This is a genomic window from Metabacillus arenae, assembly GCF_014773385.1.
GTDB lineage: Bacteria > Bacillota > Bacilli > Bacillales > Bacillaceae > Metabacillus_D > Metabacillus_D arenae.
Genome location: NZ_JACXAI010000017.1, coordinates 1 through 17,913, shown reverse-complemented (window position 1 = coordinate 17,913; position 17,913 = coordinate 1). Strand labels below are relative to the sequence as shown.

The window sequence follows — 17,913 nt, the reverse complement described above, 5'->3', positions numbered from 1 at the left end:
ATAGCATTTCTTTCTAACAACTTTGTAAATTTTATGTAAAGTTTTTGTAAATTAACGATATTTTTAGGGCTTTTCACCCCTCTGCATGTTCAAAAAGAAGTTCAACTGGAACCTTTATTAATTTTTCAAGGTGCTTTTTTTGTTTATCAGCTTGATATTCTTCCGGCTTCCAATCGCCAATACACATAATTAGAAACGTAAGCTTATCTTTTTTCGCCTTTACGCTGATCGTATGAACAATATTTCTTTTCGTAGCATTTAAGCTGTAGGCAAACTTTAAGATCGCTCCCAAGTATCGCAGTTTTTTTTGTTCTTCCTTTGAAAACCAGTTTCCGTATCTTTCTATGTACTGTTTAAAAGCATCCTTGTTTTTATAAGAGGCGATTAACGCGATTTTCACCCGATCCTTATGAAGCAGTCCATCAATTGTTCGGTTTGCAAGCAAATAAAAAGTATGCTGGCTGCTAGATTCTGAATCAATATATTGACCAAGATTAAAAACAAAGGCTCCCCTTTTTAAAAGATCCCGGTCACCTTTAGTAAGCGTAATATCCTGAACGCCATTTAATTGATCGACCATCATCACGGCTAAATTCGTTACGTGGTTAACATGATTTAAATCAATATCATAGTCTGCCGCTAACTCTTGAAAGCTCCCTTCGATCACATTAGGGAATTTTGTATGCCCCAGCTCATTCATCAGCTGCTCATAAAAGATGCCGTCACGCAGTCCTTTTCTGCTTAAAATAAATGCAGTCGCAGCAACTGTTTTATAGAGACTGTAAAAAACCTCAATCGCAGGCAAAATAATATCTGCACGATCTTTAGATAAGCCATCAACTCTTTGGAGTTCTTCAAAAGGTAAGTCTGCTAAATAGCTTTTAATCACTGTTATGTCTTCAATCCGCATGTTATATTGATGGACTCCCGCTAACGGATATTGTTTTAATGCCTGATCAATTTGCACCATGTTACGAGCACTTCCTCCAATTGCTACGATTGGCAGATTCTGATTATGTAACCACGGAAGCTTGGCAAGTTGTTGCTTTATATAATTTTGGATCGCGATCATTTCAGATTCTGAAGGGAGATCTCCAGTAATAAATTGTTTTTTTAGAGACAGTGCCCCAAATGGAAAACTGTGATATTCTACTATTTCACGATTTTCAAAAAGAGTCACCTCTGTACTCCCTCCGCCGATATCAATTGTGATTCCTTTTGTCACTGAGGTGGAATTGACCACAGCTAAAAACCCGTAATACGCTTCTTCATATTCTGAAAGCACACGAATTGTATAATCTGTTTTACTCTCTACTGTTTTTAGAATTTCTTCTTTGTTTTGAGCTTGACGAATCGCAGCTGTTGCAACACATTTAATATCATCTAATTGATGGTGGCGGGTTACCTCTTGAAAGCTTATTAACGTGGAAATTAATATGTCTATTCCTTGCAAGGTTAAAAACGCTTGATCCGTTAAATAATTTCTTAGTCTAGCTACAGATTTCACATTTTCTATTTCCCTTAATCTTCCACTCTTGTCTCGTTCATATATAACCAATCTCATTGTATTTGACCCAATATCAATTATTCCGTATTTTTCTCTTAGCATCGTTCAACCTACCCTCATAAATATTGACAACATTATATCACAGGATTCCTAAACGCAAAGCAGCAGCGCCCGTTTAGTGTAAGTATAGCCGTAACTAAACTGTATAAGCATTGACAAAGATCTTGAATTTAGTATCAATAAAGCTTTACTAATCATAAGAATAGGTAAGAAATAATAGGTAAAATTTGAAACTATCTTACTTTAAATTTCGTCCTTATAAGGGGAGGATATTTTTGATTCATTATGTGAGGGCAGGGGAAACCTTAACTAGTATTTCTATGGACTACAGAACGTCCGTTCAAACGCTAATTGCCGCTAATCGGCTGCAAAACCCAAACCAGCTAAGGGTGGGCCAGCCGATTACGATTCCCGGTTTACCTGATCCGCAGACGATACCGTATCAAATCGCAATATCTGTAGGTAAAAAACAGCTGACTCTTTTCAGAAATGGTCAGGTGATGAAAACTTATCCGATTGCCACTGGAAAAATATTAACTGCCACACCAATTGGAGAGTTTGTTATTGTAAATAGAGAGCCAAATCCAGGAGGACCTTTTGGCGCGATGTGGCTCAGCTTATCTAAAATTCATTACGGCATTCACGGAACAAATGATCCAAGCTCAATTGGGAAGGCTGTTTCGCTCGGTTGTGTAAGAATGTACAATCAAGATGTTCTCGAGCTATCTTCAATCGTTCCAAATGGAACAAGAGTATATATCAGGCCAAATTAGGTATGCTGAGGATATGTTTAGGAAAACTTTACAAAAGTGTAAGTTGAATTAAAGCACTAATAATTTATAATAACAGTGGAAGCAATGAATTGACATAACTCAAGGAGCGTTATGATGGAAATCTTTCAAAATCGAAATTTTGTAAAGTTGTTTTTTGCAGCTCTTACATCCCAAATGGGAACAATAGTAGGAAATATGGCCTTTGCCTTTTACCTGTTAGATCACTTTAGTCACCAGCCCTATTATGCTACCCTCGCTGAATTAATGTATTCACTTCCTACTTTATTTGTTTTTTTTATCGTTGGAGTGTTTGCTGACCGTTTTGACAGGAAAAAAGTAGCCGAGAATTGTGATTGGATTAGAGCCATCCTTTCTGTCATATTGTTTGGAGTTTTATTCCTGAATTCAGTCCCGTTAGCATTTTTGATTCTGTTCATACGGAGCGCGGTTGCAAAATTTTTCTATCCTGCTGAAGCGAGTCTTGTGCAAGGAATTTTAAGAAAAGATCAATATGCTAAAGCAGCTGGGCTAAATCAATTGATTTTTAGCATCTTTATGGTATTTGGAGTAGGGTTAGGAGCTTTTACTTATAATACAATTGGAATCCATGGGGCTGTAGCAGTTGATTTTATCAGCTTTGTTGTGTCTGCATTATTGATTAGAGCTTGCAAGATACCTAAATCAGCAAGATTGCCAAATGGAGATATTCATTGGAAGGATGTCAACATACGAAGCTCTTTGAAAGATTTTAAAGAGGGCATAACCTATATTAAGAAAAATAAGCTGCTTGCTGCCCTTATTTTCGGATTTTTTGTCTTTGGATTCGTAAACGGAGGATTCGCTATTCTTCCAATGTTTACGATGAAATATGAATTGTCACCTGAAAATTATGAAATGTATTCATCCTTTTTTGCCATCTCTTTAGGTATAGGCCTTTTAGTAGGAAGTGGTGTTGCAACCCTTATAGCTCACAAGTTTAAGCCTTATCAGCTGATGACTGTTCCAATTTTAATTGCAGGCTCACTTATTTTTCTTTTAGGATCTGCTGAACATATTTGGGTTTACCTTGTCGCGGTGTTCTTTATTGGGACATGCATTGGTCCAATCAATATTGCTATCAGCGGCTGGCTGCCACGAATTGTTCATCCTAAATTAATGGGCAGAGTCAGCGGATGGACCGATCCAATGATGATGTTCGCTCAATCAATGACATTAGGGTTAATCGCTCTGTTATTCCCAAAAATCATTTCAAATATCGACTACATTTATTATGGAATGGCAATCGTTATCCTTGGCGTCTTCCTTTTCTACCACCTTACATTGCCTAAACTGAGTAAAAAAGCAGAAGAAATTGAACGGAGAGCCAATCTGCGTTCGTCCAGTGCCCTTTAACAATGGTGGGAGCTGATTTCTTGTTGTAAAAATACCACCTATCCTTTAACTTAAGCAATTTGATATTACTAAGGAAAGGCTTCGCTGATTGGCGAAGTCTTTCTTTAGTTTGATACTCTTCAATTGCCCTTTTACAAGAAAATTGGGACCGTCATAGAATTAATTGCACCGTCTGCCGATTATTTGCACCTTCATCAACTTAATTGCACACAATTGTGACAAAGGTATGAGCTCACCCTACTCCTTGTTCTGCTAAGTTTCCGTGCATCTTTAATGGTGTGAGTTAAACATATAAATTCTGATGTTTCATCGACATACTTTAGTATTAAGCAAAGGATTATGTGAAAACTAATTTTAATAACCAAAAACGACCTAATCCCACGAGGCAAAATACGCCAAGCATTAATCTTTTGGCAGCATTGGCTTTGGACTTCTGATAGATGGCTGTTGAAGCTAGATTACAATAAATTATGTTTATGTGTTATAATTTTTTATTAGTATAAACTTTATGAAATTACGAATGTGGAAAAACAGGTTGCTTTTTCCTTTGTAAAAAGTATAATTTAAATAAATAAGAAAATTCTGTTTGTTCAAACGAAAAGGAGAGAAAGAATGGACGAACGTAAACAAAGTGTACAAATAGAGCTAACTGTTGACAACATAGCGAAAGCAATATTTATCGTGAATCGCCATGCAAAAACAGCCCCAAATCCTAAATTTTTATATTTGTTAAAAAGAAAAGCATTGTTGAAATTAATCAAGGAAGGAAAAGCAAAGAAAAAAGGCCTCCACTATTCAAACAATCCTAAATACAGCCAACAACAGTCTGACGTGTTAATCTCTGCCGGGAGCTACTACTTTCATATGCCCCCCACTAAAGAAGACTTCGAAAACCTTCCACATTTAGGTACTCAGAATAATTCATATCGGAATCCTAAAACACATCTATCTTTAACCAGAGCAAAAAGCTTACTCCAAAACTATGTTGGGATTAAAGAAAAAAGCGAAAAATCACCATACCAGCAAAAAGCATGCTCAAAACCTGTATTTAAAAAGCTAGGTGAAAGTTATTTCTAATGGAACGAGATATTTGCTTTAGATAATAAAAAAGAGAAGAAGCCTGTCCAGTTCCTTTGGCAGCTTTCTTCTCTTTTGGGCATAATCAGTTGTATAAAATTATCTAAATTTTGCTCAAATGTCTACCAGTTTTTATTATTAATTCCTAACTACCAGTGGTCATGCTGAAAAACTCACTGATAGAAGTTTCCGTTATGGTAAAACACGCTCTCTATAGCTTGGCACTATAGCTTTCAGACTCAACATAATCCTGCACCCGGTCGATTTTTCCTACTAAGAATAAATAGGAGAGAGCTCCTGCAAATGTAATACATGCAATGAACGTAAGGGCTGGGGCAAAATCTCCGCCTTTGGCTAGAAAACCAATAACAATCGGGATGATGATGGATGATGTGCCTCCAATGAAATTGAATACTCCCCCCGCAATTCCAATAAGCCTTTTAGGAGCAAGCAGGGAAACGAAAACCCAGGTTATCGAAGCGAAACCGTTTCCAAAGAAGGCAATACACATGAATAATATAACGAGACTATTACTTTCTACGAAATTCGCACCAATAATAGAAGTAGAAAGCAGTAATCCTGTAATAACAGGCACCTTTCTAGCAACATCTGCAGATATACCTTTTTTCGCAAGGAAATCAGAAAGGAATCCAGAAGATAGAACCCCAATAAAAGCAGCCAAAAATGGCAAGGAAGCTAACAAACCTGACTTAATGAAGGTTAGACCTCTATATTCAACAAGGTACGTTGGAAACCATGTTAAGAAAAACCATAAGGTGGAGGTCACTGCAAACTGTCCTAGATATATTCCCCATAGCTTTCTGCTTGATAGAACGGCTGCAAAATCTTTTTTCCCTATTTTTCTAGCAGAAGGTTCATTTTTATCGGAGCTGGATTCAACGATAGCCCCGCCTTCCTTGATATAATCGTATTCTGCTTTATTAATACGTTTACTATGCTGAGGATCTCTGTAGTAAAGATACCATAAAATCGCCCAGGCAATTCCGATGATACCGGTTACAATGAAAAGACCTCTCCATCCAACTGAATCTTGTAATAAGACTAATGTTGGCGTTAAAAAAGCTAATCCAACAAATTGGCCGGACGTATAAATCGAGACGGCCCTTGCTCTTTCATTTTCAGGGAACCAGCTAGCCGCAACCTTGCTGTTGGTAGGAAAGGCTGGGGCTTCAAATGCCCCCAGACCAACCCTCAGCAGGAAAAATCCTGAGAATCCGCTAACAAAACCTTGCAGAAGGGTTGCAAGGGAAAATCCTGCAATACCGTATGCATGTGTTTTTCGGTTGCCCAATTTATCTAGAACCCATCCGCCTGGAATTTGCAAAGCACAATATGTCCAGCCGAAAGCTGAGAAGATTAACCCCATTTGCACAGAATCCAATCCAAGTTCATCTGAAATAAAAGGTGCTGCAATGGAAATATTACTCCGATCCATGTAGTTAATAATGACGGTAATGAATAGCATAAAAACAATCCCGTAACGAACTTTTGTCATTTTCTTGTTGGTCAATGTCCTCACCTGTTTTCCTTTTAATTTTAACCCTGTATTCGTAAATTTTGTTCCGAATAACACATCGTTCATCACACCCCGACAACTATTGACCCCCCTATGGTGAGAGGTACAGCAATCGGCGAAACACACCGATTGCTTCTATTTAACAATCCTTTATACTTCAAAATCAGCAAACTTTTAGAAAAGAGCCTATTTTGATTACCACTCAGCTATACTTCCATCCCGGTGTCTCCATACAGGGTTTCTCCAATTATGGCCAATCTCTGCCATTTTTCTCACGTGATCTTCATTTATTTCGATTCCAAGCCCCGCACCGCTCGGAATCTTCACATAACCTTCCTCGTATTTGAATACTTGATTATCGACAATATAATCAAGTAAATCACTGCCTTGGTTATAATGGATGCCTAAGCTTTGTTCTTGGATAAATGCATTATGACAAGTGGCATCCACTTGCAGACAAGCTGCCAGTGCAATTGGCCCTAATGGACAGTGAGGAGCTGCTGCAACATCAAAAGCCTCGGCCATTGAGATAATTTTTTTACACTCCGTAATTCCGCCAGCATGTGATAAATCAGGTTGGATAATATCGGCATATCCATCCGTCAGCAGCTTTTTGAAATCCCATTTTGAGAACATTCTTTCTCCAGTTGCAATTGGAATGGCAACATGGTTAGCAATTTCTCTCAACGCTTCATTGTTCTCAGGCAATACTGGTTCTTCAATGAACATTGGCCTGTATACTTCCAGCTCTTTAGCAAGAATTTTGGCCATAGGTTTATGAACTCTTCCGTGAAAATCAATTCCGATTCCGACATAAGGCCCTACGGCATCACGTACAGCTGCAATCCGGGCTATCACTTGATCAATTTTTTCATAGGAATCCACATATTGGAGCTCTTCAGTCCCATTCATTTTTACAGCAGTAAATCCTTTAGAAACTATTTCTTTAGCGGCTTCCCCAACATCAGAAGGACGGTCCCCCCCTATCCAGGAATAGACTTTTATGGATTCTCTCGCTTTTCCTCCCAGTAGCTGATGGACTGGAGCATGATAATATTTTCCTTTAATATCCCAGAGAGCTTGGTCAATCCCTGAGATGGCGCTCATTAGAATTGGGCCGCCCCGATAGAAGCCTGCTCTGTACATGAGATTCCAATGATCTTCAATATTAAGCGGGTCTTTTCCGATCAGGTATTCCATTAATTCATCCACTGCAGCCTTGACAGTTGCCGCTCTTCCTTCGATGACAGGTTCTCCCCATCCAACAATTCCTTCATCTGTTTCAATTTTTAAAAATAACCAGCGCGGCGGTACTTGAAATGATTCATAGCTTGTAATTTTCATAGTATTCTCTCCTCATAAATATGTAGTAAGTATGTTTCTTTTAGGCTTTTTTCTAAGTGTTTGTTGCTTTTAACTAAAAAAAGGGGCATTTGAAATTAAGGCAATCGTTAATTCCCGATTACTTCAAGTCTCATCTCTCACCTCAGGGAGATACCCTAAACTCGAAGTAATAGACTTTGTTTCAATTGCAACAAAGTTTGCAAAAACAGCCTTCTTTCTTAAGCCTGGACGGCGGCAACAAATGATTCAGCTTTTTCTGTTAATAGCCTCAGATATCTTTCGTTTACTTCTTGTTTTGTGTCGACAAGTGAGCTGCCAATCCCAAAACCGACAGCACCTGCTCTTTGGAATTCCCCCAGAGTATCTAGAGTAACGCCGCCTGTTGGCAAGAGCGGGATATGCGGAAGCGGACCACGTATATCTTTTATATAATCAGGGCCAATGCTTGCTGGAAAAACCTTAATAATATCCCCGCCATTTTCATATGCGCTTAGGATTTCTGTAGGTGTAAAAGCACCCGGTATGCTGACCGCACCATATCTTTTCGTCATTTTTATGGTGTCTGCATTGACAGTTGGGGATAGAATAAATTTTGCGCCGGCGAGGATCGCCAATCGAGCTGTTTCAGAGTCTAATACCGTCCCTGCACCAACCTCCATCTCATCGCCAAGTGTTTTTGAAACTAGTTCAATAGATTCTAAAGCATTTGGAGAGTTAAGCGTGATTTCGATCAATCTAATCCCGCCATCTCGCAGGGCCTCTGCAATCTTTACGGTATCCTCTGGGTTAGCACCGCGAACAATGGAGACAATTTTGTGTTCGAAAATAGTTGAAAGTGTATTCATTTTTTACACTCCTTTCAGTTGAATTAACGGATTACATCCTCTTTATTCGTCCTTTTCATATACGTTTCCAGTGTTTCTTTATCTGGAAGCCCTTCAATATCACCGTTGACTGTTGTGACGATGGCTCCAATTGCACAGCCCCTTTTTACTGCCTCATGAATAGGCAGTTCATCTAATATTCCAGATATCACACCAGCAGCAAAGCCATCGCCCGCACCAATCGGATCAATTACCGTTTCGACCTTAAAGGGGTGAACATAGCCGGATTCTTCAGAAGTCGAATAATAAGCTCCCTTTTCCCCCAGCTTTACAATTACTTTTTCAGCACCTAAGCGTTTACATTCTCTTACAATCTTTTCACAATCAGTTGTTTGAAATAAAAAGTCTCCTTCAGATATTCCAGGAAGGATGATATCTGACAAAGCTGCCATTTTTATTAGTGTGTCTCTTCCTGTTCTTTCATCCAGAAGCGTTTTTCGGACATTAGGATCAAACACAATTTTCATACTATTTTTCTTAGCTAGTTCGATTGCATGAAATACTGTTTCCTTGCAAGAAACGCTAAGTGCCGGGGTAATCCCTGTAATGTACAATAATTTAGCTTTGGCTAGATAATTTTCCTCAATATCGGCAGGTGTCATTTTACTAGCAGCCGATTGGTTCCGATAATAGAAAACTCGTGAGCTATCGGCAGTTGTTCGCTCTTTTATAAACAAACCTGTTGGAGCGCTTCCATCTTCTTTAACAAAAGAGGTATCCACTCCCTCGCCCCGTACGCTGGATAGAATTCGTTTTCCGAGCTCATCCCCGCCAACTCGGCTTATCCAGCCAGTCCGATAGCCAAGCTTAGAAAGGCCAATGAGTGTATTTGTCTCGGCGCCGGCCACTCTTGAGGTGAATTGACGATTATACCGTAATTGACCCGTTTCCTCAGGAGAAAATAAAATCATTGTTTCTCCTAAACTTACAACATCCATTTAAATCCCTCGTTTCATTTAACCTAACTATTCATTGATGTATAGCCAATACTAACAGCGATTTCTTTTGAAGTATGAATTAATCTTTCTACAATATAATCCTTTTGCCTTATCATTCTTTCTTTAGGACCAGCCACACTGATTGCCGCTTGAAGAGTGTGATCTACTCCATAAACTGGAGCAGCTAAACAAAATAACCCTTCCTCATTTTCCTCATCATCTATCGAATAACCAAGCTCATTAAAGTTATCAAGCTGCTCTTCTAGTATTTTTTTGTCCGTAATCGTGTGTTTAGTGATCGGAATCAATTCAATGTTGTCCAAAATATTTTTTCTCTGCCTATCAGGCATAAACGTTAAAAATGCTTTACCAAGCCCAGTACAGTATAAAGGTTTTTGACTTCCAGGCTGAGCAGTCGTCCGAATAGATCGGTTGTTATCTATCTTTGCAACATAGACTAGTTCCTTTTCAGATAAAACAGCCATAAAGACTGTCTCCTGCACATCCTCCATTAGGCTTTTTAGGTGGGGTATGCCTTGAGATGAGATATCCAATGATTCCATTGCAGCGCTTCCAATTTGTATAAGCTTAGGTCCCAGCTTATATTTTTTAGTAGAATCAAGTGATAAGTACCCTTCTTTTAATAACGTTCCAATAAGACCAGATGTACTGCTTTGAGGAAATGACAAAGCCTCACTAATTTCCTTAATCGTTAAACCATGTTGGACCTGGCTTAACAATTCAAACACTCTTAATACTCGTTCAGCAGATTTAACTGACATTTATTCAACTCCTTAAATCATATATGTGATTTAATATCTTGTATGTGATTTTGCATTTTTATACTAACATATAAAAATAAATGACTGCAACAAAAATTAAATAGCAGTTTGAAATAAGGGGTTTTGAAGTTTGATTGTAATTAGAAGACCCCCTTCCAAAATCGAAGGGGGTTATGAATGAAAAGCAGAGCGCAGGCCTATAGGCGCCAAACACAAGGCGAGCAGATTTTTCTTTAACCTTCTCGGGCGGCTTGACCCTGAGGCCTAAGGGCCCGATGGCGCCCGGCCGGCAAAGGCGTTACGGCCTTATGCCGGTCGGTACTAGGACGTCCTGTCCGCCTGCGCTGGACAATGATCCTACTCTTTATTACGTTAATACTTTAATAAACTTAAAGTTTTTTAACTGAATTTAAAAAATCTGTTAGAGCTTTTAACCAAAAAGCTCTTTCACACTTCTCTGAAGTGAATAAAAATAAGACGGGATTTGATTTGGATCTAAATGATAAAAAAGATTTTCACTCACAGCCTTGTAATATTCAGCTTGTTTGTCTCTTCCTCGATTGAAATAAGACCAGATAGAATCCCCATGTCGCTTGTAGAATTCCTCTAAGCTGTTGATATTGTCCAGTTTATCAGCCGCAATAATGGCTTTCTCTTCAATAGAGGCAGTTTTTACGAAGGAGATTGTACGCTGTTTCCGTTCTTCCCAGCTTAGGTTTTTATTTTCTGTATTTGCTGTTACTAATTGGGCTACTTCGATACCGAATTTCTTCTCTATATGTGAGATTTCAGTGTCTGTATCTTCCACGGCATCATGTAAGTACCCTGCTGCGATAACTTCCTCTCGAAATCCTGCTTTTAATAAAATCAGGGCAACATTTTCAAGGTGCTGAAAATACGGTTCGCCCGATAATTTCCGTTCTTGGCCGCTATGTGCTATTTCAGCAAACCTTTTTGCCTTGTCAATTAAATTCAATGTAAATCGCCTCTTTTCACACAAGTACCTATATTGGATATTCTGATCAATTAATTGGATGAGCTGGAAGTGAATTACTTATTTGAGCATTTTCTCCAATCTTTGTCCCTTTATGCATTTAACTGAGTAATATCAATTTAATCACCGTTTCTTTTTAGTTGCGGCAGCTTTGTAACGTGTTTTGCAAAATAGCAGGTCCCAACTTTTTCGTTTTCGAATTAAAAAGACGTACTTCTACTCGTGTATTTGCAGGAAGTTCTAGAGATATCTCGTCAAATTTGCCTACCCAAGGCGTTCCACCAAACCAACTTGGAGCTTCCTCCTTAATTTGATACATTTTAAATTGCCAACTGATTTCATCAGCTATTTGGGCGAAACCTTCATATTGGTCATAGCCGCCAAATGAAGAAGGTAATGGAAGCCAATCAGCATAGATTCCCACGCTTTTCCGTTCTCTAACAGGACTCATTGGTGTATCGGTATATGGCTTTTTAACTTTGGTAATTAATGCTGTGCCTTGGATATTGGGAACATCTTTAACTGGATGAAGAACCACGCTGCATGGATAGGATATTGGTGTAAGAGTTTGCGCCAGAATTGTTCCCGTATTAGGGAAAATTAGGACTAGCAAAACTGTTAGACTTTTTACTATTTTTATCAATCGAACCACCCCCAATTTAGGGATAGTTTAACCAATTTCGTCTGTTGAAATTCACCCATCATGCTGCTCTTATTTCTACTCTATTATTTTAGTTTCCTATCCTATTTTACTATGATTTTAAACAATTCCTAATGAATCAAATGAATACTCCATACAGATTCAGCTTACATAATTTCAACTATAGGAAGTTTCAATTTTATCGTTTATGCGTGATTTTATAAAGCCTAAATTTAGAAAGGGTTTGCAACCTTTTGATACTCCCACAGCTGAAGCAGTGGGCTTTCTTCGACTCGCTCTGTAAACAACTATTTTTTGAATGAGCTGCATTTTTCAGGCGGAAGGATATGACTTCTGACCTATAAAAGAAACCATATATATACGGTTATAACCCAAATTCCTGCATATAATTCTATATGAGAATAAAGAGACGGGTGGGATAAAGATGAACACGTATGATCTCAGAGAAACGATCCATTACTATTACACAAAAATACGGGAAACGAATCACCCTTATTATTGGTACTGTTTGGCTGATACACAGGCAAGAGCCGGATTAACAAACGAAGCACGGCAGACAATTAATAACGCCTTGTCGTTTCCAAATCCGTATCCTTCAAGGCAAGAGCTGCTGCAAATGCACGAGAGAATCCAGCCTTTTCCTTCAAGAGAAATGAGTCAGAACAGACCCTCAATTGTGGCCGCTAAGCGTGGAGATATTGATGGGGACGGGAAAATGGACAATGTCCTTCTTACAGCAAATAAAACTCCTGATAGTCCTTTGTGGCAAAATATAACTCTGGTCGTCCAAAATCAGCGAATTCCCCTGAAAAATAATCTCGGATACAATCCGACACTCTTTCTAGGTGATTTTACAGGCAACAAAGTGGATGATATTTTAGTAGTCATTGATACTGGAGGAAGCGGCGGGATGATTTATGCGTATGTATTTTCTTATATTAACGGGCAAATGAGGGAGATTTTTAATTCCGATGCATTCAATGAACACTATAAGTACGATGTGAATTTTGAAAATCAATACAAGGCAACGGTGGTCAGTCATAAACTTAAAGAAGAGTATATTCTGGATCTTACTTACAAGGGTAAAGAATATTTATCTGAAATTTACAACCAGGATGGTATTTTGAAAGCACCGATTAAAGGCTGGGTAAATCCTTTATCTGGTTTATATCCGGTTGATTTTAACAGGGACGGCACATATGAGCTCGAAGCGTATCAGAGGATAGCCGGGAGGTACAATGCTGACTCACTTGGATATGCAGAGACCGTATTGAAATGGAACGGGCAGGCGTTTGTTCCTGACCGGCAGAATGTAGCCATCTTTGGTGGGGAAATTTAGCAGCTTCTTCATATGTACGAGTTTAATAGGAGGTATTGTCATATTCATTTGAATGTCGGTCCCCAATAAACGAAGGTGAATTTGATTTTGAGTTAGAACTTTCTGCATGGTTCGAATTTTTGATATTCAAATGTTTCAAGTTAGAAGGGAACGATTAATCATTCTCTATTCCATTAAAGGACGCAATTGTTAAAACAATAAATCCCAATTTCTCGTTTATATCACTAAGAGATTGGGATTTTCACCAGACTAAAAAGAAACTAAAAAACACCTAATTTGTTAAATCAATAGAAATTAGGTGTTTTAAAAAATTCCTTACGTACACGTTGTCCAAGCTTTTTAATAGAGATATTTTACTAACCGCTCATCAGCAAGATTTGTATTAATCGAACAATCGGCAGCATCTCTTCCGTATTGCCAAACCCATACATTTCCTCTGCATCTCATTGTTGCAGGGTTATATTTCGGTGCTTTTCTTTCAGAAGTAGGACCTGGATTTGGTTCCGAGCTCCAGAGGATTGTTTGATTGGCTATTTCATGATTTTCAGCAACAGCCTGGCAATAAGCAAATGAAAAGTCTCCTTCATGAGGGTCATGGTAAAACCCTGGTCGATAGCCGGTTTGATACATTGTCTCAACCCAGCCTTTAATCCATTCCTCATTTGTTTTGATAAATCGTTCAACATTTGCAAAAAGGACGGTTTCTTTCGGAACTCCTATTTTTTTCGCATGGAAAGTGGCGTTTCGGACAGCCAGCTTTCCTTGTTCATACCCTTCTGCGATGTTAAACCCATTATAAATTGGAAGGAGCTTTATTCCTTTACTTCTAATAAAACTTAACTCAAATTTAGTTAAGCCTTTTGAAACACCGCCTACGTCTGTTAAGTATCTTCCCCAAAATTTAGGGGTACCAAATTTTTTTTTGACACAGGCATATAAATCTTGGTCCACCTTAGAGGCTGAGTCAACTCCCCATATTTTACGCGCCAGGGATCTCACACCCTTTCCCTTATGTTTCTAAAACATATATATGTGGGATATGGGCAAAAGGTTAATCAATGCCTAAACTTTTACATTTCTGTGAATGAATAAACCAATTATCACTAAGACCATTAATGAACCTAATGCTGTTCGACTAGCGATATTTCCATAATCGGCTAGAACAAGTGTAATTGTTCCGTATAACGCTGGTCCGATAATGGATGAAACTTTACCTGAAAAGGCAAACAACCCGAAAAATTGGCCTCTTTTGTTTTCAGGTGTTAATTGGATAATAAGCGTACGAGAGGTGACCCAAACTGCTCCCAAAGAAACACCAAATAAACTCCCTGCAATCCAGAACATTGAAGTTGTCTGCGCAAAGGTACCAACTGCCAATGCAATGAGGAGGATATACCCCACAAATGTTACAGCTTTTTTAGCGCCAATCGCTTTTGTAACGTACCCAAAAATAAAGGATCCAATAATACTTGCTACAGTTGACACTAGATATAAAAGGATAAATTCACCTGAAGTAAATCCGACGATTGCCTTGGCATATACAGCCATCATCGCAATGGCTGTCGCAATCGCATCATTTAAAAAGAAATACGCAATCATAAATAAGAACGTGGCTTTATAAAGCCTCATCTCTTTAAACGTTTGATAAATATCTCGATATCCGCTGATGAAGGATGTTTTTTTACCTATTTTTTCGAATGGCTTATCTTTTGTAAAAAACATAAGGGGCATTGAGAAAACAAGGAAAAGAAGAGCTGTTGGAATAAACGCTTTATAAAACCCTTGGTCCCCTATAAATAGATAGACAGTTAGACCTACCAGGGTTCCAATATAGCCCACTGCCACTCCAAACCCTGAAAGTAAGGGGATCTCCTGCTTTGACCCTAAATCTGCAAGCATCGTGTCGTAAAAAATCAAGCTGGAATGGTAGAAAAATTTAGCGATGATAAATAAAACAATGACAGAAACAAGCGGCAATGGTAAGCCAAATAGTTTTAGATCCGTCTCAATGGGAGCTAAAACCCCCATCATGATCGTACAAAATACACAAATTATCGTGAATGGAACAATGTATTTTTTCTTTTGGCCAGTTCGGTCAATCATAACCCCAAATAAGGGAGAGAAGACGACTAGGAAGAAGCTTGCTATTGCATTTGCATAGGAGATAAACGTACTGGCTATTTGATTCAGCCTTTCACTCTCTCCTACAACCTCCTGAAGATAAAAGGGAAAGAAAATGGTTGTAATATTAGATGAAAAAATAGTGTTGGCAAAATCATAAAGCGCCCATGAAAGAACCGGCAGGGTTAAAAAAAGCTGCCATGCTGGTTTTTGCAGCTGCACATTGGGCTTACCTGACTGAAGTTGTGACATAAGATCCACCTTTTCTGTATTGTTTAGGTATCATTACTTATTCTTCAAAGCATGCAAACATTCCTATTCCTTTACAAATAATTTACAAGATAAATAGTTTATGCTAAGGAATAATTGCAAACAAATGCTAAATAAATGTGCTCTTTCCTATGATGATGCTGTTAACAAGATCAAAGCACTTTTTAAAATGGTAACACTACTGGACTAAACTGGAAAGTGGAAGATGCAGGACTTTCGGCGACAAGCATAAGGTGAGCTGTCACGAAGGTTGTTCTTTACCCTTTCGGACGGATTGACCTTGAGACCTAAGGGTTGATGACGCTCGGCTGGCAAAGGTTTCGGGCCTTATGCCTGCCGGCACAAGGACGTCCTGTCTGCCTGCGCTGGACAATGATATCACTCTTTATTACGTTAATACTTTAATTAACATAAACTCTTAATTGAAAAAAAACTGCTTAAAATAAGCAGCTTTAATGGAGAGTATGAAAAATAAAATTAATTAAAAATAAGCCTGCAATGAAATAAAGAGGCATCGCAACCTCTTGTCGTCTCTTCATAACTATTTTTAATATTGGATACAAAATAAATCCAAATGCCATCCCATCGACTATACTATATGTGAGAGGAATAAAAGCTATAATTAAAAAGGACGGAAAGCTTTCTGTAAAATCCTTCAGGTTTATTTTTTGTATTCCTTGAATCATAAGCCCGCCAATTAATATTAAAATTGGAGCAACCGCGCTATCAGGAACGATTTTAACAACAGGCAAAAAAAACAAAGTTCCCATAAATAGTAACCCTGTCGCTACAGCTGTTAAGCCTGTCCTTCCGCCGGCAGCAATACCAGCTGAAGTTTCCGCGGTACTTACCGTAGGACTAGTGCCAAAAAAGCCCGATGTAATGGCTGAGATTGCATTAGCTTGCAACGAACGTTTATACCGATCAGGCCTATTGATTGTGGTCACAAACCCATGTACTAGTCCAATATTCTCAAACACGATAACCATAGTAAGCGAAAATGCTGCAATCCAAAACGCCAGATCAAAAACTCGTTCAAAGGACATTGCACCTAGTACATCTGTGTAGGAGCCAAATTCAATACCAGAATTCTTAAGGTCTTTAAAGTCCACCAGACCAAAAAAGCCTGCAAGTATCGATCCAATAAAAAGGCTGATTAAAAAATTTGCAGGTACACCTCGAGCATACAAAACAACTGTGACAACTAAAGTAATTAAAGTAACCAATACATGAGGATCACTAAAATCACCGAGAGCAACAAAAGTTGTTTTACTTCCCTCGACAATTCCACCTTTTTGAAGACCGATAAATGTAAGAAAAAGTCCAATCCCAACAGAAATAGCTTCTTTTAGTGAATTTGGAATTGCCTTAGAAATTATGCTCGAAAGCTTGGTAAAAGCAATCACCGTAAATAAAATACCAGAAACAAACACAACGGCTAAACCCTCTTGCCAAGACAATCCCATCGTCCCGCAAATCGTATAGGTAAACAATGCATTAACACCCATACCAGGAACCAAAATAATAGGCGACCTCCCCAAGAAACCCATCAAAAAACAGCCTACAAAAGAGGTCAACACAGTAGCAAGTATCCCTGCTTCCAAAGGAATCCCCGCATCAGCCAAAATCGATGCGTTCACGACAATAATATAAACAATCGTAAAAAACGAAACAACCCCAGCTAAAATCTCCTGCTTAACAGAAGAACCAAACTCATCTATCCCAAAAAACTTATTCAACACAAACCTTCCTTATAAAGATGGACCCTCAACCCAACCCGTGTAATCAATTGATTCACTTATAGGATTATAACAAGCTCAAGCAAAATATGCACCCAATTTCTTCTCCTCCTAAGCTTTTTCTGCCTCCAAATTCTTGAAGGAAAATAAGATGAAAGAAATTCATTTCTGGAATCGTTTTTCCTTCAAGAATTTTGGCACGCCAAAGGCGTGACAGCAAGTGAAGCTTGCGGAGGCAGAAAAAGCGGCGTTTCCATACCCATTTTTTATTTGAGCCCCACACCAGCTCTTGTGTCATGTCAGAGCACAGCGGCGAGATGACACAAGAGCGTTATATCAAGCGACATATCCTCCGATTCTTTCCGTTTAAAACCCTCTTTCTTTGGGAGCATAAGATGAAAGAAATTCATTTCTGGAATCGTTTTTCCTTCAAGAATTTTGGCACGCCAAAGGCGTGACAGCAAGCAAAGCTTGCGGAGGCAGAAAAAGCGGCGT

Annotated in this window: 16 protein-coding genes; 4 read left to right on the top strand and 12 right to left on the bottom strand. The window is 38.7% G+C overall.

Features of this window, described 5'->3' with window-relative positions:
* Positions 1-73: 73 nt before the first annotated feature.
* Positions 74-1,609 carry a Ppx/GppA family phosphatase gene (locus IC621_RS13625; protein ID WP_191158871.1) on the bottom strand — a complete coding sequence of 512 codons (1,536 nt, stop codon included), beginning with the start codon at positions 1,607-1,609 and terminating at the stop codon, positions 74-76.
* Between the two features lie 278 nt (positions 1,610-1,887).
* On the opposite strand from IC621_RS13625, the gene IC621_RS13620 reads away from it, so the two are divergent.
* The 3 genes from IC621_RS13620 (at position 1,888) to IC621_RS13610 (ending at position 4,809) form a co-directional block, all read left to right on the top strand.
* The gene (locus tag IC621_RS13620) at positions 1,888-2,340 is read left to right on the top strand and encodes a L,D-transpeptidase family protein (protein WP_449809677.1); all 453 of its coding nucleotides are present in this window, start codon (positions 1,888-1,890) and stop codon (positions 2,338-2,340) included.
* Positions 2,341-2,454: 114 nt separating this feature from the next.
* A complete protein-coding gene (locus IC621_RS13615) occupies positions 2,455-3,732 on the top strand; it encodes an MFS transporter (RefSeq protein WP_191158869.1) in 1,278 nt (425 codons plus the stop codon).
* 612 nt (positions 3,733-4,344) lie between these two features.
* Entirely contained in the window at positions 4,345-4,809 is a 465-nt protein-coding gene (locus tag IC621_RS13610; protein WP_191158868.1) for a YkyB family protein, read from the top strand.
* Positions 4,810-5,020: 211 nt separating this feature from the next.
* Here IC621_RS13610 and IC621_RS13605 read toward each other — a convergent pair whose 3' ends face one another.
* From IC621_RS13605 to IC621_RS13575, 7 genes are all read right to left on the bottom strand, one after another.
* Positions 5,021-6,325: an MFS transporter gene (locus IC621_RS13605; protein WP_396653027.1), complete on the bottom strand. Its 1,305-nt coding sequence runs from the start codon at positions 6,323-6,325 to the stop codon at positions 5,021-5,023.
* A gap of 216 nt (positions 6,326-6,541) precedes the next feature.
* Entirely contained in the window at positions 6,542-7,690 is a 1,149-nt protein-coding gene (gene dgoD / locus IC621_RS13600; RefSeq protein ID WP_191158866.1) for a galactonate dehydratase, read from the bottom strand.
* A 218-nt stretch (positions 7,691-7,908) separates the two neighbouring features.
* Positions 7,909-8,535, bottom strand: coding sequence for a bifunctional 4-hydroxy-2-oxoglutarate aldolase/2-dehydro-3-deoxy-phosphogluconate aldolase (locus tag IC621_RS13595; RefSeq protein ID WP_191158865.1), 627 nt, complete (start codon positions 8,533-8,535; stop codon positions 7,909-7,911).
* A gap of 23 nt (positions 8,536-8,558) precedes the next feature.
* Entirely contained in the window at positions 8,559-9,512 is a 954-nt protein-coding gene (locus tag IC621_RS13590; protein WP_191158864.1) for a sugar kinase, read from the bottom strand.
* A gap of 23 nt (positions 9,513-9,535) precedes the next feature.
* The gene (locus IC621_RS13585; RefSeq protein WP_191158863.1) at positions 9,536-10,294 is read right to left on the bottom strand and encodes an IclR family transcriptional regulator; all 759 of its coding nucleotides are present in this window, start codon (positions 10,292-10,294) and stop codon (positions 9,536-9,538) included.
* A gap of 430 nt (positions 10,295-10,724) precedes the next feature.
* Positions 10,725-11,270 carry an HD domain-containing protein gene (locus IC621_RS13580; protein ID WP_191158862.1) on the bottom strand — a complete coding sequence of 182 codons (546 nt, stop codon included), beginning with the start codon at positions 11,268-11,270 and terminating at the stop codon, positions 10,725-10,727.
* A 154-nt stretch (positions 11,271-11,424) separates the two neighbouring features.
* Positions 11,425-11,931 carry a hypothetical protein gene (locus tag IC621_RS13575; RefSeq protein WP_191158861.1) on the bottom strand — a complete coding sequence of 169 codons (507 nt, stop codon included), beginning with the start codon at positions 11,929-11,931 and terminating at the stop codon, positions 11,425-11,427.
* 634 nt (positions 11,932-12,565) lie between these two features.
* Here IC621_RS13575 and IC621_RS13570 point away from each other — a divergent pair.
* Positions 12,566-13,288 (top strand): VCBS repeat-containing protein, encoded by a 723-nt coding sequence (locus tag IC621_RS13570; RefSeq protein ID WP_191158967.1) that lies wholly within the window; start codon positions 12,566-12,568, stop codon positions 13,286-13,288.
* 339 nt (positions 13,289-13,627) lie between these two features.
* Here the strand turns inward: IC621_RS13570 and IC621_RS13565 are convergent, their stop codons facing one another.
* The 4 genes from IC621_RS13565 to IC621_RS26510 all read right to left on the bottom strand — a co-directional run.
* On the bottom strand, positions 13,628-14,278 hold the full coding sequence (locus IC621_RS13565; protein ID WP_191158966.1) for a glycoside hydrolase domain-containing protein: 651 nt from the start codon (positions 14,276-14,278) through the stop codon (positions 13,628-13,630).
* 72 nt (positions 14,279-14,350) lie between these two features.
* Positions 14,351-15,661 carry an MFS transporter gene (locus IC621_RS13560; protein WP_191158860.1) on the bottom strand — a complete coding sequence of 437 codons (1,311 nt, stop codon included), beginning with the start codon at positions 15,659-15,661 and terminating at the stop codon, positions 14,351-14,353.
* A 470-nt stretch (positions 15,662-16,131) separates the two neighbouring features.
* The gene (locus IC621_RS13555; RefSeq protein ID WP_191158859.1) at positions 16,132-17,421 is read right to left on the bottom strand and encodes an NCS2 family permease; all 1,290 of its coding nucleotides are present in this window, start codon (positions 17,419-17,421) and stop codon (positions 16,132-16,134) included.
* A gap of 296 nt (positions 17,422-17,717) precedes the next feature.
* A partial coding sequence (locus IC621_RS26510) for a hypothetical protein (protein ID WP_224752522.1) occupies positions 17,718-17,913 on the bottom strand: 196 nt, incomplete at its 5' end.